This is a genomic window from Enterococcus sp. AZ126 (assembly GCF_051714545.1).
Taxonomy (GTDB): Bacteria; Bacillota; Bacilli; order Lactobacillales; family Enterococcaceae; genus Enterococcus_L.
Genome location: NZ_JBIOSB010000001.1, coordinates 309,233 through 328,801, shown reverse-complemented (window position 1 = coordinate 328,801; position 19,569 = coordinate 309,233). Strand labels below are relative to the sequence as shown.

The 19,569-nt window shown below is 34.2% G+C and carries 23 protein-coding genes and 1 riboswitch; of the genes, 17 read left to right on the top strand and 6 right to left on the bottom strand.

What is annotated here, in order from left to right:
* Window positions 1–108: 108 nt before the first annotated feature.
* Window positions 109–447 carry a hypothetical protein gene (locus IGI43_RS01585; protein ID WP_438756069.1) on the bottom strand — a complete coding sequence of 113 codons (339 nt, stop codon included), beginning with the start codon at window positions 445–447 and terminating at the stop codon, window positions 109–111.
* Window positions 431–1,753 (bottom strand): DUF1576 domain-containing protein, encoded by a 1,323-nt coding sequence (locus IGI43_RS01580; protein WP_438756068.1) that lies wholly within the window; start codon window positions 1,751–1,753, stop codon window positions 431–433. The genes IGI43_RS01585 and IGI43_RS01580 overlap by 17 nt, the downstream gene beginning before the upstream one ends.
* A gap of 369 nt (window positions 1,754–2,122) precedes the next feature.
* On the opposite strand from IGI43_RS01580, the gene IGI43_RS01575 reads away from it, so the two are divergent.
* Together IGI43_RS01575 and IGI43_RS01570 are read left to right on the top strand one after the other, a co-directional pair.
* On the top strand, window positions 2,123–2,671 hold the full coding sequence (locus IGI43_RS01575) for a TetR/AcrR family transcriptional regulator (RefSeq protein ID WP_438756067.1): 549 nt from the start codon (window positions 2,123–2,125) through the stop codon (window positions 2,669–2,671).
* A 214-nt stretch (window positions 2,672–2,885) separates the two neighbouring features.
* Window positions 2,886–3,260 carry a YxeA family protein gene (locus IGI43_RS01570; RefSeq protein ID WP_438756066.1) on the top strand — a complete coding sequence of 125 codons (375 nt, stop codon included), beginning with the start codon at window positions 2,886–2,888 and terminating at the stop codon, window positions 3,258–3,260.
* Window positions 3,261–3,386: 126 nt separating this feature from the next.
* Here IGI43_RS01570 and IGI43_RS01565 read toward each other — a convergent pair whose 3' ends face one another.
* From IGI43_RS01565 to IGI43_RS01555, 3 genes are all read right to left on the bottom strand, one after another.
* The gene (locus IGI43_RS01565) at window positions 3,387–3,602 is read right to left on the bottom strand and encodes a hypothetical protein (RefSeq protein WP_438756065.1); all 216 of its coding nucleotides are present in this window, start codon (window positions 3,600–3,602) and stop codon (window positions 3,387–3,389) included.
* A gap of 101 nt (window positions 3,603–3,703) precedes the next feature.
* Window positions 3,704–4,210 (bottom strand): hypothetical protein, encoded by a 507-nt coding sequence (locus IGI43_RS01560; RefSeq protein WP_438756064.1) that lies wholly within the window; start codon window positions 4,208–4,210, stop codon window positions 3,704–3,706.
* Window positions 4,211–4,270: 60 nt separating this feature from the next.
* Window positions 4,271–5,026, bottom strand: a complete 756-nt coding sequence (locus IGI43_RS01555; protein ID WP_438756063.1) for a peptidylprolyl isomerase — start codon at window positions 5,024–5,026, stop codon at window positions 4,271–4,273.
* A 176-nt stretch (window positions 5,027–5,202) separates the two neighbouring features.
* Between IGI43_RS01555 and IGI43_RS01550 the strand changes: the two genes are divergently transcribed.
* The 10 genes from IGI43_RS01550 (at window position 5,203) to IGI43_RS01505 (ending at window position 13,823) form a co-directional block, all read left to right on the top strand.
* Window positions 5,203–6,297, top strand: coding sequence for a DUF871 domain-containing protein (locus tag IGI43_RS01550; RefSeq protein WP_438756062.1), 1,095 nt, complete (start codon window positions 5,203–5,205; stop codon window positions 6,295–6,297).
* 129 nt (window positions 6,298–6,426) lie between these two features.
* On the top strand, window positions 6,427–7,056 hold the full coding sequence (locus tag IGI43_RS01545; RefSeq protein ID WP_438756061.1) for an NUDIX hydrolase N-terminal domain-containing protein: 630 nt from the start codon (window positions 6,427–6,429) through the stop codon (window positions 7,054–7,056).
* Between the two features lie 111 nt (window positions 7,057–7,167).
* Window positions 7,168–8,100, top strand: coding sequence for an alpha/beta hydrolase (locus tag IGI43_RS01540; protein WP_438756060.1), 933 nt, complete (start codon window positions 7,168–7,170; stop codon window positions 8,098–8,100).
* A gap of 163 nt (window positions 8,101–8,263) precedes the next feature.
* Complete coding sequence (gene xerD, locus IGI43_RS01535; RefSeq protein WP_438756059.1) at window positions 8,264–9,154, top strand: site-specific tyrosine recombinase XerD; 891 nt, start codon at window positions 8,264–8,266, stop codon at window positions 9,152–9,154.
* 27 nt (window positions 9,155–9,181) lie between these two features.
* The gene (locus tag IGI43_RS01530; RefSeq protein WP_438756058.1) at window positions 9,182–9,544 is read left to right on the top strand and encodes a GNAT family N-acetyltransferase; all 363 of its coding nucleotides are present in this window, start codon (window positions 9,182–9,184) and stop codon (window positions 9,542–9,544) included.
* Window positions 9,545–9,588: 44 nt separating this feature from the next.
* On the top strand, window positions 9,589–10,368 hold the full coding sequence (locus IGI43_RS01525) for a segregation/condensation protein A (RefSeq protein ID WP_438758794.1): 780 nt from the start codon (window positions 9,589–9,591) through the stop codon (window positions 10,366–10,368).
* Window positions 10,365–10,979 carry an SMC-Scp complex subunit ScpB gene (scpB, locus tag IGI43_RS01520; protein WP_438756057.1) on the top strand — a complete coding sequence of 205 codons (615 nt, stop codon included), beginning with the start codon at window positions 10,365–10,367 and terminating at the stop codon, window positions 10,977–10,979. Before IGI43_RS01525 ends, scpB begins: the two co-directional genes overlap by 4 nt.
* The gene (locus IGI43_RS01515; RefSeq protein WP_438756056.1) at window positions 10,980–11,696 is read left to right on the top strand and encodes a pseudouridine synthase; all 717 of its coding nucleotides are present in this window, start codon (window positions 10,980–10,982) and stop codon (window positions 11,694–11,696) included.
* 151 nt (window positions 11,697–11,847) lie between these two features.
* Window positions 11,848–11,972, top strand: a riboswitch (FMN riboswitch).
* Between the two features lie 367 nt (window positions 11,973–12,339).
* Window positions 12,340–12,948: an ECF transporter S component gene (locus tag IGI43_RS01510; RefSeq protein ID WP_438756055.1), complete on the top strand. Its 609-nt coding sequence runs from the start codon at window positions 12,340–12,342 to the stop codon at window positions 12,946–12,948.
* A gap of 149 nt (window positions 12,949–13,097) precedes the next feature.
* Window positions 13,098–13,823 carry an alpha/beta hydrolase gene (locus IGI43_RS01505; RefSeq protein ID WP_438756053.1) on the top strand — a complete coding sequence of 242 codons (726 nt, stop codon included), beginning with the start codon at window positions 13,098–13,100 and terminating at the stop codon, window positions 13,821–13,823.
* A 221-nt stretch (window positions 13,824–14,044) separates the two neighbouring features.
* On the opposite strand, the gene IGI43_RS01500 is transcribed toward IGI43_RS01505, so the two are convergent.
* The gene (locus IGI43_RS01500; protein ID WP_438756051.1) at window positions 14,045–14,257 is read right to left on the bottom strand and encodes a ferredoxin; all 213 of its coding nucleotides are present in this window, start codon (window positions 14,255–14,257) and stop codon (window positions 14,045–14,047) included.
* Window positions 14,258–14,296: 39 nt separating this feature from the next.
* Between IGI43_RS01500 and IGI43_RS01495 the strand changes: the two genes are divergently transcribed.
* The 5 genes from IGI43_RS01495 (at window position 14,297) to rpsA (ending at window position 19,569) form a co-directional block, all read left to right on the top strand.
* A complete protein-coding gene (locus tag IGI43_RS01495; RefSeq protein WP_438756050.1) occupies window positions 14,297–15,328 on the top strand; it encodes a helix-turn-helix domain-containing protein in 1,032 nt (343 codons plus the stop codon).
* Window positions 15,325–16,773: a RecQ family ATP-dependent DNA helicase gene (locus IGI43_RS01490; protein ID WP_438756049.1), complete on the top strand. Its 1,449-nt coding sequence runs from the start codon at window positions 15,325–15,327 to the stop codon at window positions 16,771–16,773. Before IGI43_RS01495 ends, IGI43_RS01490 begins: the two co-directional genes overlap by 4 nt.
* A gap of 73 nt (window positions 16,774–16,846) precedes the next feature.
* The gene (locus tag IGI43_RS01485) at window positions 16,847–17,374 is read left to right on the top strand and encodes an SAG1386/EF1546 family surface-associated protein (RefSeq protein WP_438756048.1); all 528 of its coding nucleotides are present in this window, start codon (window positions 16,847–16,849) and stop codon (window positions 17,372–17,374) included.
* 112 nt (window positions 17,375–17,486) lie between these two features.
* Window positions 17,487–18,155, top strand: coding sequence for a (d)CMP kinase (cmk, locus tag IGI43_RS01480; protein WP_438756047.1), 669 nt, complete (start codon window positions 17,487–17,489; stop codon window positions 18,153–18,155).
* Window positions 18,156–18,357: 202 nt separating this feature from the next.
* Window positions 18,358–19,569, top strand: coding sequence for a 30S ribosomal protein S1 (gene rpsA, locus IGI43_RS01475; protein WP_438756046.1), 1,212 nt, complete (start codon window positions 18,358–18,360; stop codon window positions 19,567–19,569).

Below are 19,569 nucleotides of genomic sequence, written 5' to 3'. Positions count from 1 at the left end.
ACAACCTATACATGGTACACATTTAGTAATGCTGAAAAGAAATACAATAAAAAGATGAAGAGTAGCCAGTCAATTCACAGGTATCTCTTCATCCTTTTTATTGAATGATTATTTTTTTCTGAATACTTTGATTTCAAAAATAGGTGAATCAAAACTAATTTCTGCTTCATCGATCATCAGACCCAGAAGATGATAATCTTCCTCTTCATGGTGGGTGATCCCAAGTAATTCATCATAGTAACTTTCAATGCTTAGATCTCTAGGTGTATTTAACAACTCTAATAAATGCAAGACATTTTCTGGCTCTTTTGCTGTTTTTCCTCGAATTTTGATAGAAAAACCTTTCGGAGTAAAGTCAACATCAATTTGGATTTCTACAATATCATTTGAAAAAAAGTAAGTTAATAATTCATCTACAATTCTCTTTGCCTTATCTCTTTCTAGCATGTTGATTCACCTTTCTGATCTGTAAAATATTATCAAGTAATGGTACCATGACGGCCGCTACAAAACCAGTAGAAAATCCATTATTATAAAGATTTAGTCCGCCATGAAGATAGCTGACATTTGTGACTAACGACATATGCAAAAATCCGGCAATTAAACCAAAGGTAATACCATAATATCCTGCAATAGGTGCTAAACCTGTACCAAAAATTCCCGCAAGAACGACAGTTGTTTGATTCACTTCAAAAACCGAAGATAACTGCGCAGTCAAAAAGACGCTGACTAATAAAGGTAAACTATTAAAGAGATGATTACCAAATGCACTAAAACCAACAGCAGATAAAATCGCTCCAATGATCGGACCATTAAGAGTGGAGTGACTAACTTGAGTATAGCCGACAAGTAATAATCCCATGAGCGCCATATTCATCATCGTAGCACCAACACCAGCGATAGAAATAAAATCAGTGATCAATTTACCAGAAGTTTTACTGATATCTTTTAACCCTTTTAGCGAAAAATGATTGATTATAAATCCAACAAAAAACATGACCAAAAATAAAAATAATAGAAAAAATAGCAGTTTACTATGATAAGCTGTTGAAACTAAATTTTTTCCTTCGATTTTCCAACCAAACATTCTTAAAATACCTGTAAATAGCATCGCAATCAAACCAGAAGTAAAACCGACGTTATACAAGGAAAAACCTTGATGAAAAGTAAGAACATGAGACGCTAACGGCGGTAAAATCAGGCCGATAAAAATACCCACTAAACATCCTAACGGAATCGAAAACATCAAAGGTAGCGAAAGACCAAAAGTGAGGTAACTAATAATTGGAGATAAAGCACTACCGAATAAGCTGACAACGATAAATTGAGAAAAAGGTTTTTTTACAATTCTTGCATAACAAAGTCCACCAATAATGATTGGAATCGAATTATACAAATTTTTTCCAAAAAAAGAACAACCTGATACGGTAAATAATGCTGCGATAATAGGACCATTGATCGGAATTTTTTCTTTTTTAGCAAGTAAAACACTGATCAATGTGAGTAATCCACTATTTACAAAAGCACTACCGAATGTTCCAAGTTCAATATAATCAGTTAATAAGTTGCTAGGTGAGGTTAAAATGCGAAACATTCCCGCCCAAAGTGCTGTAAGAGGTTCACTAAGCAAACCAATAAGAATCAAAATAAAGCAATAAAAAATGAGAAGATAATAATTTTTATTTTTATCAATTATTTTTTGATTTTTTTTGTCAGTATGTAAAAAAAGTGTTTGGCTGTTATTTTTAGCCATAAAAATACCCCCGTTATCTATCAATAATTTAACTATAGCCTGTAGAACATTCATTGGTCAATAACATTTTGGTAAAGTCTAGCAAATTATCATATTTTTTAGATATATTGATAATTATTGAGAAAACAATTGGATAAAAAAGTGTAAAATGAAAGAATAAATAATAAAAATGTAAATAATTATAAATTGGAAATTATGAAATAGTTTTTACGAGCTATCATTACGTGATACATTATCAAGCTTCACGGGCTAGTCTCTCGAGAAAAAGATAAAAATAGAAAGAGGGAAAGGGCCCCTCAGTCGATTTTTCCTATTTTCTTGTCGAGACTGAAAGAGCCCGTTACGCTTTTAAATTAAGGAGGGGTTATTTTGGTTAGAAAAAAGGTTTACAAAAAACAACATATTTTGGCAGCAGCGAGAGATTTATTAACAGAAGAAGGCTTTTCTTTTATAACAGCACGAAATGTTGCAGAGCACATGGGTATTTCAACGCAGCCTATTTACCTTGAATTTAAAAACATGGAAGAGTTGAAATTGACCTTGTTAAAAACAACACATGAACGGTTAGAAAATGAATTCTTTTCTAAAAAGCAAATCTCACATAGTCTTTCAAATTTCGGTTTAAATTTTATCAATTTAGCTAAATCCAACAGCAAGATGTACATATCATTGTATGTAGATCAGCATTCATATGGTCAAGAATTGAAGCAACTATCATTTGATTTTTTTCAAAAATCCATCCAAGCGGATGAAATGTATCTAGATGCCTCAAAAGAACAACTTGAAAATCTTCATATGAAAGCATGGATTGTTGCGACTGGAATGGCATCGTTGAGTATCTCTGGAATAGTAAACCAAACAGAAGAGCAATTAATCAAAGTATTTACAACTATTGAAAAAAATAGTGAAATAACATAAGGATAGAATTGCATAAAATTGATTTGAGATGTTTTTGATACAGCTTTTATAATAATTGTATAGGTTAAAAGTCCTGATTTAGCTAGTTTCTATATAAATAGACCGATAACTTCCTATGTCAAAAGACCTAAATAGATTTCGTATATTTGACTGATTTTCTTTCGTAGTTTTCTTGATAAAATAAGTTTATCAAATGAAATTTGGAGGAATAATCGTGAAAATAATCAAAACAATCGTTGTACTAGCTGTGCTTTCAGGAGCTGCTCTTTTTGGGGCTAAACTTTATACGCAAAACCAATCAGATGAGCTTTCTGGCACAATTGATCAATTAAACCCTTTAGTTGATAAAGGGGAAGTCTATGTTAAAACAAAAAAGGCCGATAGCGTTAATGGCTACGGGATTACGACTTATAAGCAACCAACGTTTGACAAAGACGGTAAGAAAAAAAATCTAACGTTTACAGCAGATCACGAATTAATAACGGATCGCTATTTAAAAATCTATAACAAAGGTGCTCACGTAGAAACCTATGAAGAAGTTTCTAAAGAGGATGTTCCTGAAAAAGCACTAGAGGAACTGAATAAATAAAAAGACTGCAATCGTAAAAAAATCTAAACAAGCAAGTTGGACAAAAGAGAAGATATTAAAAAACGTCTTCCTTTGTTCAATAATAGTTTAGATTCTTTTCGAGCAGTCTTTTTGTGATCAATTTGTTCAAATAGCCTGAGGTATAAAGTCAATTGTACATAAATCATTGTGATGAAAATGGATAGTTGCTTGAATTTGTCCATCTTCAATCAATTTTTGTGCAGTGTCTTTTACGTCTTCTTGGTCAAATTCCTGAAAATTGATTACATTTGCTACAAAATGAGGAGATTTCCGATTGGAAGCCTCAAGTATAAGCGTTTCGATTTGTGGATTGAACGTCATTCGTCTTCACCTCTTTTATTAACAGTAACACTTTATTGCTAAATTGAATAGTAAAGCGTCGATATATGAGGATATGGAAAGAATTTTTCGCACTTTATTTTTCAGCAAATGTTTTCATAATCAGAATAAGCGTTACTTTTTTTCAAGATAATTAGTTTTTTGTTTGATAAGGAAAGTAACTTTTGTAGTTCAAAAATATTCTTGTTTTCATAATGATGATTCCAGATAAACATCTTTTTTAGTAACTGAATGCTAGGTTTATAATGAGCGCTTTCTCGATTGGTGACTTGTTTGATGTAACGACTAAAAATACGATATACTCGGATATAATAGGGAGGTAATAATAAAAGAATAATCTCTGCACTCTCTATAGATGGTTTGATCCAATCTCTTGTCGTGGTTCCTTCAATGATCCACGTTTCTTTAGCTAAGATTGCCTGTAACTGTTTAGCAGATTCTTCTACAGGATGTTGTTTATCTCCTGTAGGATGACGGTCCCAAATAAGGTCATCTAATTCATAATAAGGAATTTTTTTTTGAGCAGATAGTTGTTTGGCAAATGTTGTTTTCCCACTGCCAACGGGACCTGTAATCAATATTTTATTCATATTTAATCTCCAATTCGATTAAAAAAAGAATGGCAGTAGATCACCATTCTTTTTTATTTATTATTTTGCTTCTTGCAATATATTGATTTTTTCGATTTTAATCTCTTTTTTCGGTTTGTCTTGCGCATCAACTTCAGCTGCTGCGATTTTATCGACAACGTCCATTCCTTTAGTCACTTGACCAAAAACAGTATGCTTACCGTCTAAGAAAGGTGTTCCACCTTTTTTATAAGCTTCGATGATTTTTTCTGGATAATCATCTTTTAAAAGGCCGTCAGAAACATCTTGATCGTTTTGAACAATAAAGAATTGACTACCGTTAGTGCCATTTCCTTTTTCATCTGTCCCGGCATTTGCCATCGATAATGCGCCTCGAAGATTGTATAATTGGTTAGAAATTTCATCATCGAAAGGTTTGTCCCAAATACTTTCACCACCAGTGCCGTCACCTTTAGGATCGCCACCTTGAATCATGAAATCCTTGATAACACGATGGAAAGTAACATTATCATAATAACCATCTTTTGCGTGTTTCATAAAGTTTTCTACCGTTTTTGGTGCTTGTTTAGGAAACAATTTAATTTCAATATTTCCTTCTGTCGTGACCATTTCAACAAGATCTTCGTCTTCGCTGACTTCATCTGATAATTGAGGTAACTCAACCGAATTTACATCAACAGATTCAGATGTTTTCGTCTCAGTTGAAGATGTTGCAGAAGAATCTGCTGATTTTTTCTCATTTTTAGGCCCACATGCTACAAATAATGATACTGAAGTTAAAAGAGCTATTGCAGCAATGAATTTTTTTGTTTTCATAAAGTTAAGTCTTCCTTTCAAAAATCGTTATACTTTATAATAACAAATCCTTTCTAGAACTGCTAGTCAAAATAGAAATTTTTAAGATTTATAAAAGGTGTAGACCACTTTTTTTTAATCTGCTATAATGAAAATGGATACATTATAATCAATACAAATCATAGGAGGCATTAATAATGGGAAAATTAGGTATTTCTATTTATCCAGAACGTTCAACCTTTGAAAAGGACAAAGCCTATCTAGACTTAGCACATAAATACGGATTTAAACGTGTTTTTACAAGTTTACTTCAAATTACAGAAGAGAAAGAAAAAGTATTAGCCGCATTTAAAAAAGTCGTTGATTATGCCAATAGTCTTGGAATGGAAGTTATGGTTGACATTAATCCAGCCTTGTTTGAACAATTAGAAATTTCTTATGATGACTTATCGTTTTTTGACGAGATGGGCGCATATGGTGTGCGTTTAGATATTGGATTTACAGGTGCTGAAGAAGCAAAAATGACTCGCAATCCATATGGTATCAAAATCGAAATCAATATGAGTACCGGGACAAGTTATGTAGATAATATCATGAGTTATTCACCAAATACAGATAACTTATTAGGTTCGCACAATTTTTATCCACATCGTTATTCTGGTTTAGGTTATGATCATTTTGTTTTTTGTTCTGAAAAATTCATAAAATATAATTTAAATACAATGGCATTTGTAAATTCCCATGATGCGACATTTGGGCCATGGCCGACTCAAGATGGCTTATGCTCATTAGAAGACCATCGTGATTTAGAAATCGCCACTCAAGTAAAACACCTCCTTTTAACTGGTTTGGTTGATGATATCTTAGTTGGTAATGCTTATGCATCTGAAACCGAATTAAAAGCAATGGCTGAAGCATTCAATGCGGAATATCCATCTGTAAAAGTGGATGTTGCAGATGATATTACAGAAGATGAAAGAGAAGTCTTGTTTACAAGTCTTCACAGCTATCGTGGAGACCGATCAGAATATATGCTGCGCTCAACGATGACTCGTATTCACTTTAAAGACAGAGCCTTTGAAGCACATAACACTAAAGACATGACAAAAGGAGATGTTGTGATCGACAATGTTGGCTATGGTCAATATAAAGGTGAGACGCAAATCGCATTAAAAGAAATGAAAAATGATGGACGGGTAAATGTTGTTGGTCGTATAGCTGACGACGAATTGTTCTTATTAGATTTCTTGAAACCTTGGTCTAGTTTTAAATTAATTGAAAATAGTAAATAAAATACAATTGAGTTCAAATGAAAGGAACAGAAAACTTTCGTATGAGCTCTTTTTTTGTTATGATTCTTCCAAAATAAGGTGAACTGATTGCTCATTTTGATAAAATATAGAGGTAAGGAGTGAAACGCAATGGAAAAAGAATTAAGCATTTTATTAACCAAACTTCAAGGGATTGCACAAACAGGGAAAAAATATGGGAAAGATATTTTTGATCAAGAGCGATATGAAGAGCTTTCTAAACTAACAAAAGAGTTAATGAGCATTCTTTATCCCGATTTAGTAGACCAAACATTGACTATTCTTGTTGAAAAAGATGAAGGATACGCTACACCAAAAGTAGACATCCGAGCAGTTGTTTTTAATCAAGAAGGAAAATTATTGTTGGTAAAAGAAAAAAGTGATAATCGCTGGGCTTTACCTGGCGGGTGGGCTGATATTGGGTACTCACCAAAAGAAGTGGCCGAAAAAGAAACGTTGGAAGAAGCGGGTCTAGTGGTTAAAGCCCAGCGAGTGATAGCTATCTTGGATAAGTCAAAACATGATTTTCCGCCAGCATTAACATATGTCTATAAGTTCTTTATACGATGTGAGGCGCAAAGTGAAAAGATAGAGACAGGTATTGAAACAAATGATGTAGGTTACTTTTCACTGCAAGAAATACAAGCACTTTCACTTTCGGAAGAACGTAACATCATTGACAATTTTCAAATGATTTTTTCTGATTATCAAACCGAAAATACTAACATTATATGTGATTAATATTGCGAAAATTCCAATAAAACATTATACTATCTAAGGATTTGAAAAAATTAGTATCATTTTTTTCAGAAGTTAAGCGTGAGTGATACTTTTAAAATGGGGAGTAATGGAATGAATCGTGTGGTAAAAATTTTGATCGCTATAGTAGTGTTGGTCGTTATTGTATTAACTGGAGCTGGAATGTACTTCTATAATTATGCAGTTGTTCCTTCACAAAAAGATTTTCTAGCTGGCGATACACCAGGAACAGATGTAAAAGAAAAGACACCCGAAGAAAAATGGTTTAAAGACAAAAATAATCGTACTTATTGGGATTTGACTTCAAAAGATGGATTGGAGCTAAAGGCAATCTATTTACCTGCGAAGGAAAAAACAGATAAAAATGTTATTATGGCTCATGGATATATGGGCAGTGCTGAAACAATGGCTGATTTTGCTAAAATGTATCATGACTGGGGATATAATGTTTTAGTACCTGATGCCAGAGGACATGGGGAAAGTGAAGGAGATTATATTGGTTTTGGATGGCCAGAGCGAAAAGATTATTTGCAATGGATTGATAAAGTGATTGCTGAAAATGGTAAAAATGCTCAAATCACTTTATTTGGTATTAGTATGGGTGGCGCTACAGTTATGATGACTAGTGGTGAAAAGCTGCCAGAAAATGTCAAGGCGATCGTCGAAGATTGTGGCTATTCGACGGTGAATGATGAGCTTGCATACCAATTAAAAGATATGTTCAATTTACCTGCATTTCCATTAATTCCAGTAACCAGTTTGATCACTAAAATTCGTGCAGGTTATTTCTTTGGGGAAGCAAGTTCAATTGCCCAGTTGAAGAAAAACGACGTACCAATGTTGTTTATTCACGGTGATGCAGACAAATTTGTACCATTTGAAATGTTAGATGAAGTCTACGATGCAACGAATGCACCAAAAGAAAAATTTGTGGTAAAAGGTGCCGAACACGCCAAATCTTATTCAATCGATCCTAAAGCATATAAAGAAAAAGTTGAAGGCTTTTTAACAAAATATGTAAACTAACGACTATCGTCATCCAGCTTTGATAGGCTGATGACGATTTTTTAAAATAGAAAAATTCTATTAGTTTAGAATAAAACGCCATTTAAAATCTATTCTTGCTGATTTTACTATACATAGGCTAGAATTCTTTGATATGATAATAAAAAGAAATGAGGTAAAATAGATGGAAGAACAAATCATTGACTATCTGTATTACTTACAAATAGAACGAGGACTTTCTCTTAATACGAGGAAAAGCTATGAAAGAGACCTACATAAATATTTATTATTTTTAAAAGAACAAAAAATAGACCAATGGCAATTGATCGATCGTTACATAATTATGGAATATTTACAAACCTTGCATAATGAGCACAATTCGTCTGCAACGATCATTCGAATGATTTCAAGTTTAAGAGGTTTTCATCAATTTTTAAGGCAAGAAGGATTCACAGATCATGATCCTATGCAACATATAGATTCGCCCAAAAAAGCACAAAAACTTCCAAATACACTTTCAGTAGAAGAAGTGACTAAATTAATCGAAACACCTGATACGACAAAACCTTTAGGCATAAGAAATCGAACAATTTTAGAGGTCATGTATGCGACTGGCTTACGGGTAAGTGAACTAGTTGATTTGAAGATAGGTGATTTACATTTGTCGATGGGGTTATTACAAACAATCGGTAAAGGAGATAAAGAACGGATTATTCCTTTAGGTGATTATGCGATTCAATGGATCGAAAAGTATCTAGAAGAAGCGCGTCCTACATTGATCAAAAAAAATCAAAATGAAACACGATTATTTGTCAACCATCATGGTAAGCCTCTATCACGTCAAGGGGTTTGGAAAAATTTAAACAAAATCGTTCAAGAGGCTGGTATCAACAAAAATATTACCCCTCATACGTTACGGCATAGTTTTGCCACCCATTTATTGGAAAATGGTGCTGATTTGAGAATTGTTCAAGAACTTTTAGGGCATGCGGATATTTCTACGACACAGATTTATACCCATATTACCAAACAAAGAATGGCAGATGTCTATAAACAGCATTTTCCTAGAGCCTAATTGTAATAAAAGAAAGAAGGTGAGATCATGTTAAACTATTATCGAAAAGAGCAACGAAAAATTGCGATGGGTTTATTAAGTTTCCATCAAAAATTAACGAAGTATCACTCACTGCTAAAAGAAATAGACATGTATGAAACGGATGCTGATTTACATTTGCTTTTTTGGACGCCAGAAGGTGAACAAAATATTCAAGGAATAGTGGGAATTGAGATCGAAACATCTGAGGCAATGATTTTACATGATATATCGATCAATCCTTCTTTCAGAGGCGAAAAATTAGGATTTGATTTGTTAAACGAAGTGGCACAATTGTATCCTGAGACAAAAATTTATGGGACATTAGCAACATCGACATATTTATCTAAGTGGAAAGAACACAATGCGTGAGTTTTATGGTAAACTAAAGAGTTGAAAAAGAAAGTTGGATGATTTTGCAGGAAATTAATGTGAAATTGGATGTATTCGAAGGACCTCTCGATCTTCTCTTACATTTGATTCAAAAATTGGAAATTGATATTTATGATATTCCAATCGCTGCAGTAACAGAGCAGTACATGAATTATATTCATACAATGAAAACATTAGAGTTAGAAATTGCTGGGGAATATTTAGTGATGGCGGCAACCTTGATGGCAATCAAAAGTAAGATGCTTTTACCAAAACAAGAATTAGAAATGACTGAAGATGATGAGACTCTCGATGGTGAAGATCCACGAGATGCTTTGGTTGCTCAATTAGTAGAATATCGAAAATTTAAATATGCAGCAGGTCTTTTGCATGAAAAAGAATCGGAAAGAAGTCTTTATTATACCAAAGAACCAATGGATATTGATGAGTATAAAGAAGATAATCCCTTACTACAACCAAATCAATTGAACACGATTGATTTGTTCCTTGCTTTTCATGCAATGTTAGAGAAAAAGAAAAGCCGTCAGCCAGTCGAAACGACTGTTACGGGCGACGATGTATCGATTGAAGAAAAAATTACGATGATCACTCAAAAAATGTGTCAAATCGATCGGAATACACCGATAAATTTCGAATCTTTTTTCACGTCATATTCTAAACAAGAAGTTGTGACTACTTTTATGGCTTTGTTAGAATTAATGAAAAAAGGAGTCGTTCATGTAGAACAAGAGGACAATTATAGTACGATTTTATTGTATAATACGTCTGAAGAGATGAAATCAAGTACGGAGGAAACAGCGTGACCACAGTTAGTCAGATTGAAGCGATTCTATTTGTAGTCGGTGAAGAAGGAATTGGATTAGAAGAATTATCTTATTTACTAGAGTTATCCACCGCCAAAACATACGAAGCGTTGACCGCTTTAAAAGAACGCTATGAAGCAGATAAACAAGCAGCTTTAAATATTTTAGAAGTAGGCAATCATTTTATATTGTCCACTAAGAAAGCCTTTGCGCCGTTACTAAAAAAATATGCACAATCACCTATCTCAAATTCTCTGTCTCAAGCTGCCCTTGAGACTCTATCGATCGTTGCGTACAAGCAACCAATTTCAAGAGTAGAAGTAGATGAAATCAGAGGAGTCCAGTCGGCAGGCTCAATGCAAAAATTAGTTGCGCGTCAATTGATCGAAGAAAAAGGACGGGTAGACGGACCTGGTCGAGCTATTTTATACGGTACGACCGCTTATTTTATGGATTATTTTGGTTTAAGATCTCTAGAAGAATTACCGGATATCCATCAAATGGAAGAAGAAATCGCAGAAGAGTTACCATTAGACCTCTTTTTCGACCGTTACAAAGAATTGAATAAAGAAGCAACAACGGACATAAACGAATCGGAGGAAGAAAACTAGATGGAAAGACTTCAAAAAGTAATCGCACACGCTGGAATTGCATCACGCAGAAAAGCAGAAGAATATATCGTCAATGGACGTGCCAAAGTAAATGGAAAAATCATTAGAGAATTAGGAACACAAGTAGGAAAAAATGACAAAGTTGAAGTAGATGACGTCCCAATTTATAAGGAAGAATATGGATACTATCTTTTCTATAAACCTAAAGGTGTAATTTCAGCTGTTTCAGATGATAAAGGAAGAAAAGTCGTAACGGATTTTTTCTCCCACATCAAAGAACGTATTTATCCTGTTGGTAGATTAGATTATGATACATCAGGCTTATTACTACTGACGAATGATGGGGAATTTTCTCAAAAATTGACTCACCCAAGTCATGAAATTGATAAAGTTTATGTAGCAAAAGTCAAAGGATTAGCAAAAAAACATGATTTGCTTCCACTGACTAAAGGAATGAAAATCGAAGGCTACAAGACAGCGCCAGCCGCTTTTGAGATTATCTCTGTCGATTTAAAAACAAATACGAGTATAGTAGAATTAACCATACACGAAGGTCGTAATCACCAAGTGAAAAAAATGCTTCAGGCCGTAGGTTATCCAGTGCAAAAACTTAAAAGAGAAAAATATGGTGATTTAACGTTGAAAGGGTTACGCCCAGGGGAATATCGTAATTTAAATAAAAAAGAGATCAGTGTTTTAATGAACCAATCTAAATAAGTATTTTTAAGTAGATGAGTCAAGACTATATTTAGTTTTGGTTCATTTTTTTAAAGTCGCGTACGAAGATCTAATATGTGACTTACTGAACAAAAATATTGCTTTTTTCTATAAAAGTTGTATACTGAAAGTGTACAAAAATTAAATAAAGGTTCGTCTTCAGGGGCAGGGTGAAATTCCCGACCGGTGGTTATAGTCCACGACCTACTTCATTTGAGGTGGCTGAATTGGTGAAATTCCAATACCGACAGTAAAGTCTGGATAAAGAAGATAGGGCTTATTTGAATTGGCATTTTTCAGATAAGATAACTCTACTCTATTTTCCCTGCAGGAAAATAGAGTTTTTGCTGTGAAATAGTTTAGTTGATCGAAGAATAAGACAGTTATTGGCGAACAAAGTGATAGTAATTACTTTCGTACTAAAACTAACGATAAGTGAATCACTTTCACGACGAAACAATATAATTCACCTAATGACTGAACAATGATTAATAGTAAAATGGCTATTAAATCAGCATTATATAGCTAAAAAAAATTTTATCATTCGATTAAGAAAGAACTTGCAGTAACACAAGAGTAATCGCTGGGAAATTCAATTTAGAAAAGTTCGTTTGAAGATGGGTCCTTAACAGGAGGATTTCATATGCGAAACAACAAGGTACAAAAAATGGTAAGTGTAGCAATGTTAGCAGCAATAGGTGTCGTTTTACAATTTGTGGCATTTCCAATCATGCCTGCTTTCAGTTTTTTGAAAATCGATTTTAGCGATATACCAGTCATGATCAGTATGTTTTTATTCGGACCGTTAGCTGGTATTAGTACAGCGTTTATACGATCTGTATTGCATCTGTTTACGACGGGGGCATCCCCACAAAATTTAGTAGGAGATGCGGCTAGTTTCTTTGCAACAACAGTCTTCACCTTGCCGATGTATTATTTTTTCAAACGAGGAAGCGACAAGCTTTCCAATAAGATTTTAGGTATTTCTACAGGAATAATTGCCTTAACTGTTTTTATGGGCGTAGCAAACTACTTCGTGATCACGCCGCTTTATTTAAAATTATTCGGCGTATCAGCAGGACAATTTTTAGGAATGTCTTTAGCAAAGTATGTTACCATCGGTATTATTCCATTCAATTTGATCAAAGGCGCGATTGTGAGTGCTGTTTTCTTAGTCCTACACGCAAAACTTTTGCCATGGCTTTCTAGAAAACAATATCAATTAGGGAACAAAAAAACAACAATCAAGTAAATAAATATATAGTGAAAAACACAAAGAAGTTGGGTCAGAAGGAGTTTTTTCTGACCCACTCTTTTTATTTTTTTGATCATCAAGACAAAATTGTCTAATTACTATTTAATTTCTGGTAAAATAAGAAAGTTAAGAATGGAGAGATAATAATGAAAAAGTGGCAAAAACGACTGCTTTGGTTTGTCGGAGTACTTGTAACATTGATTTTAGTAGGTTTATTCTACATAAAAACAATAACCTATACGCCAACGACAGCTGCATTGGAGGCATCACAAGAAGCAACTGACGAAAATGGCATACTATTCTTTAAAGGAGATCAAGAAAAACCAGCACTTATTTTTTATCAAGGGGCATTGGTTGAAAATACTAGTTATAGTATTTGGGCTGAAAAAGTAGCAGATGCTGGATTTTCAGTGTATTTGGTAAAACAACCTTTGAATTTAGCCGTTTTAGGGCAAAATAAAGCAGAGAAAATCATTCAATCGAATCATTTAACTAATTATGTCATTGGTGGGCATTCATTAGGAGGCGTTATGGCTAGTCGATTTGCTGTTGAAAATAAGAGCCATGATGGATTGAAAGGCGTGTTTTTTTTAGCAAGTTATCCTGATGAAAAAGGCAGTCTAGCGAATTTCAAAGGTCCAGTTCTATCTTTGACGGGTTCTGAAGATGGGGTTTTAAATTGGCAAGCTTATGATCAATCAAAAAAATACTTGCCTAAACAAACAGTTTTTCATGAAATCAAAGGCGGAAATCATGCCGGGTTCGGAAGCTACGGTGAACAAAAAGGAGATAAGCCGGCTCAGATTAATAATGATAAACAACAAGAAGAGATTGCTGATCAACTAATTGATTGGCTAAAAACAATCAAATAAAAATAAAAGGAGAGGAGGTTGGGACAGAAGTGTTTAGCTCCGAGAAATAAGAGGAAACTCACGAAAATTGCTCTTCAAATTTTTGTGAATTTCAACTTATTTCCGAAGGAGTTGCTTCTGCTCACACCGTTTATTCGGATTTATTAAGGCTAGGGTATAACTCGTAGAGTTATGTCCTAGCCTCTTCTCTTTTTATTATTGAGAAAAAAATTCAGTTTGTATTATTTTTCTGTGATCTCTATTGCACGAACAGGACATTTGCGGTACGCTGTTAAAGCATTATTTCGTTCAGCTTCAGGAACAAATTCATGAAGGGCTTGGTGATCATTTTTCAAAATGACGATCCCGTCATCATTATAATCGAAAATTTCTGGTGCATAGACTTGACATAAACCGCAAGCAATACATTTTTCAGGAATTATTTTACATAACATATGAGCACATCCTATTCTATCATTGAAAGAGGTGGAAATATGGAACCTTCCTTTATTTTAGCTTTATTTCAGCATGGATACAAGGTGCGGACTTCAACTTTGTATCATCTTTTAAAAGGCAAACGTACAAGTTCAGTTTTGTTGTATGGTTTTTTGTATGACAATTTACCTTTTTTTCACTTATTTCCAGAAATAACCGAAAAACAATTTAATGATCTACTTGCTAGTTTAGTTAAAGAAAAATTGTTACTTCAAACTTTAGATGGTGAGGTACAGATAACAGAATCAGGCAAACAAACAATAGAACATGAGATGGATCATTTTTTTTGGATCAATAATTATCGTTTTGGAAAAACGGATGAAATAATTTGGCGGTTATTACAATTTACGGTGCAGGTCGTCTCAAATTTATCCTACGCGAACAAACAGTATGTTCCACTTGAGCAATCGCCATTGTTTCAAAAACAAGTAAAAATGTATATAAAATCGATGCCAAAAGCTCAGTTGATCGAAACCGTAAAAAAAGAATGGACTCAAATTTTTTCTCAATTAACGAATGAAGAGGCTTGTCATTTTGCGCAACAATTCTCTGGATACCAAAAAATCGGGAAAACTTCTTTTCAATTAATCGGAGATCAAAAAAAAACATTGAAGGGATATCTTCTCAAAAAAGAAAAACTCCATCATTTATTAGCTACAATTTATCTAATGCCAGAGAGTAGTTTTTTGAGACAACTGATTCTTCCTTTATTTAAACAAAATGAAAATAAAAGCATGAATGAAACGGTCCTTTATCTAAAAATGCAACTCTCAATTGAAGAATTGGCTCTGAAAAGAAGAGTCAAAATAAGTACGATTAAAGATCATCTCATGGAATTCGCTTTAACAGAAGAGTTCCCCTTTGAACAGTTTATATCAAACGAAACTAGTGAGTATTTAAAAGACTATAAAAAACCCTATCAGGATTGGGAATATCGTGTAGCAAAACAAAGCAATCCAGAACTTGACTATTTTGAATTTCGTTTGTATCAAATTCAAAAAATTAGAGCAGAAAGAGAAACCAGCGAATGACAATCAATTTAGAACATGTATTACAAAATAAATTTGGGTTTAGCACATTCAAACCAGGACAAAAAGAAGTCATCGAACAGTTGCTAAATAAGCAGGACACATTGGCTGTTTTACCTACAGGAACTGGAAAATCCTTGTGTTACCAACTATTTGGACAGTTAGTTAATGGGACAGTAATTATCGTTTCGCCATTATTGTCATTAATGGAAGATCAAGTGATTCAGCTTCAAAAAAAAGGAGAGACGAGTGTTATCGCATTAAACAGCAGCTTGTCTTTTTCAGAAAAGCAATATGTCCTAAATCATCTGATTGACTATAAATTCATTTTGATCAGTCCTGAAACCTTGACCCAAAAAGAAGTACGAAAAAAAATAGCAAGTTTAACTATTGGATTATTTGTAGTAGACGAAGCCCATTGTGTTTCCCAATGGGGCGTTGATTTTAGACCCGAATATACCAAATTAGCTAAGATCCAAGCAGAATGTGGCTATCCATTGACCTTAGCATTGACTGCCACAGCTACTCCAGCCGTAAAAAAAGAGATCATTAAGCAAGTATTTTCCCAGCGCAAAGTGATCTCCGAAGTAATTTTTTCTGTGAATCGACCAAATATAGGATTGATTGTCAATCAAACTACTGAAAAAAATGACACCTTGATTTCTTACCTGATACAATTAAAAAATAGGGGAATCATTTATTGTGCAACCAGAAAAACAGCTGAAAAAGTCAACCAACTAATTACGGAACAGACCCATTTGAAGTCAGCATTTTATCACGGTGGTTTGACAGCCAATGAACGCAGCTTACTACAACAGCAATTTGTATCAAATCAATTAGATGTTTTATGTGCGACAAATGCTTTTGGAATGGGGATCGATAAATCAGATGTACGTTTCGTCATTCATTATGATTGTCCCGATAGTTTAGAAAATTATGTTCAAGAAATTGGACGAGCTGGTCGTGATGGTGAGGCTAGCGTAGCAATTTTACTTTATAGAAAAGGAGATGAATCCATTCATTATTATTTTCAGTCTGAAAGTAGACTCGATCGAGGTCTTTTAAATGAATTGGTTTCATATCAATCAAAAAATCAAGAACAGATTTTAACGATGTTAAACGAAATTCAACAAAAATGGTTCCAAGGATATTTAGAAAATGAATATACAATCGAAGAATTAGAAGAAAGATTATTAAGAAAAGAGAAAGAACGTCAACAACAGTTGAACACTATGTTAAGCTATATCAATGAAGAAAATTGTCGCCGCCTATTCATTCAGCAGTATTTTTCAGAAAAAAAGACTGATATAACACAAGAAAATTGTTGTGATCGATGTGGCTTATCCTTTGACAATTACAAAGGTCAAATAGTACAATCACCAGAAGAAAACGAAACCTCTGAACAATGGGAGGACATTTTAATAAGATTATTTAAAGAATCAAAATAATCTTTTTTTAAACTGCAGTTGTTTAAAAGCTGTGGTATAATAGCAAACGAGAGAATTTTAGGAGGAACGATACGTGAGTAAAAAAGATAATAAAAAACCATCAGGTGCACGTGAACCTTGGGAGCAGTCAATCTATGATACAGATAAAAATGCTGGGGGCTCCCGCTCAGAAAAACGTCAACAAAAAAAGGGCAATACGGTCTTTCTAACAATTTTAGTTATTCTATTATTATTGATCATTACGTTACCTGTTGGAACCTATCTTTATGTGATGAGAGATAAGCCTAACAATAAAGAAGCGAGTCAACCGTCATCATCTGTAGTTGTTCAGTCATCGACAAAAGACAGTTCAACTTCGTCAAGCGTTTCACAAGAGTCGTCATCATCCTCAGAAGCCGTAACGGGTGAAAGCAGTGTGCCGCAAGAAACGACACCGACAAGTGAAGCAGAAGGAGCAGCTGTTTATACAGAAGTGTTGAATGGAGAAGGACCAAATCAAGTTGCTTCAAGAAATGGAATAACAACAGAAGAACTATTGCAGTTAAACGGCTTAAGTTTGGATTCTGTTTTACAACCAGGTCAGTCTTTACGCGTTAAATAATTGAATGAGTAAACAAAAGAGATAAACCAACCTTTACTTTTGAGGGTCTGAAACAAAACAATCTTGTTTTGTACCAGACTCTTTTACTATGCGATAAACAAAGGAGTTCATTATGAAAAAGATAAGTATTGCTATCGATGGACCAGCATCTTCTGGAAAAAGCACAGTAGCTAAAATTTTAGCAAAAAAATTAAATTATATTTATTGTGATACAGGTGCAATGTATCGCGCACTGACTTATTTAGCAATCAAAAAGAAGATCGATTTTGAGAACGAAAAAGAATTGGTCAAATTATCTTTGGACCATACGATTTCATTCAAGCAAACAGAGAAAGAACAACTTGTTTTCGTTGATGGAATAGAAGTTACAGAGGAAATCAGGCAGCCAGATGTAACAAATGCTGTTTCGATTGTTGCAAAACATAGAGCTGTTCGGGAAAAAATGGTAGAGCTTCAGCAAAAAATCGGTCGTGCTGGTGGTGTTGTGATGGATGGACGAGATATTGGGACTGCGGTCTTGCCTGATGCACAAGTCAAGATATTTTTAGTTGCTAGTGTAGAAGAACGTGCTGAAAGACGTTTTAAAGAAAATCAACAAAAAGGCATAGAAACCGACTTCGATACCTTAAAAAAAGAAATCGAACACCGAGATTATCTTGATACAACGAGAGAAGTGTCTCCATTAAAACAAGCAGAAGATGCAGTGAAAATTGATACGACTGGCATGAACATAGAAGCAGTCGTTAAAGCGATAGAAGAGATCATCCTAACGAAAAGTTAAGAAACCTATCATAATAATTGTAAAGAAGTATGACTGAGAAAAGTTATACTTTCTTTGTCTTAAAGAAAGAAAATTTCTTCTAATAACCAAGAAAAACAAGAAAATGAGAGAAATCGCTTTATTTTTTTAGCAAAATCCCGTACTATTAAAGGAGTAGGTCAGTTTTTACGAATTTTTTGGTGGCATAGGAGGATAAGTATTCATGACAGAAGAGAAAAAAGTGGAAATAAGCAACGAAACAATGGAAGATGCAATGAATAGTTTTCAAGAAGTGAGTGTTGGCGACATCGTTAAAGGTGAAGTTCTTGCTATTGAAGACAAACAAGTAATTGTTGGTATTGAAGGCGCTGGCGTTGAAGGTGTGGTACCAGCAAAAGAATTATCAACAACTCAAGTAGAAGATATCAATGAATTAGTGAACGTTGGTGACACTCTAGATTTAGTCGTTATCACGTCAATCGGCAAGGATAAAGAAAACGGTAGCTATTTACTTTCTAAACGTCGTTTGGATGCTAAAAAAGTTTGGGAAGAAATCGAGCAAGATTTCCAAGCAGGAAAAATCATCGAAGCACCTGTTACCAATGTGGTTAAAGGTGGTTTAGTGGTTGATGTTGGCGTTCGTGGATTTGTACCAGCATCAATGGTAGAAGACCATTTTGTTGATGATTTTTCGGCATATAAAGGGCAAACATTGACTTTCAAAATCATTGAGATCGAACCTTCAGAAAATCGCTTGATTTTATCTCATAAAGCGGTAGTGGCTGCTGAGAAAAATTCTAAGAAAAAAGATATTTTAGCAACTCTTCATGATGGCGATATCGTTGAAGGTAAAGTTGCTCGTTTAACTGATTTTGGTGCGTTTATTGATTTAGGCGGTATTGATGGATTAGTTCACGTTTCTGAAATCGCCCACCAACATGTTGCTAAACCAAGTGATGTGTTGACAGTCGGTGACGATGTGAAAGTGAAGATCCTTTCAATAAATCCAGACGAAGAACGTGTTTCTCTATCAATCAAAGAAACATTAGCTGGACCTTGGGAAGATATTGAAAACAAAGCAGCAGTTGGTTCAGTTCTTGATGGAACGGTCAAACGTTTAACAAGCTTTGGTGCATTTGTTGAAGTATTTCCAGGTGTTGAAGGCTTAGTTCACATTTCTCAAATTTCACACAAACATATTGCAACACCTCACGAAGTTTTACAAGAAGGTGAAGCAATTAAAGTGAAAGTATTAGAAATTAATTCAGAAGAACACCGTATTGCATTAAGTATCAAAGCTTTAGAAGCCAAACCCGAATCTCAAGAAGAACCTAAAGATGTCCAAGAATATGAGTTGCCAGAAGAAAACACTGGTTTCACAATGGGTGATATCTTAGGTGATGCTTTAAAAGCACAAGATTCTGATTCAGAATAG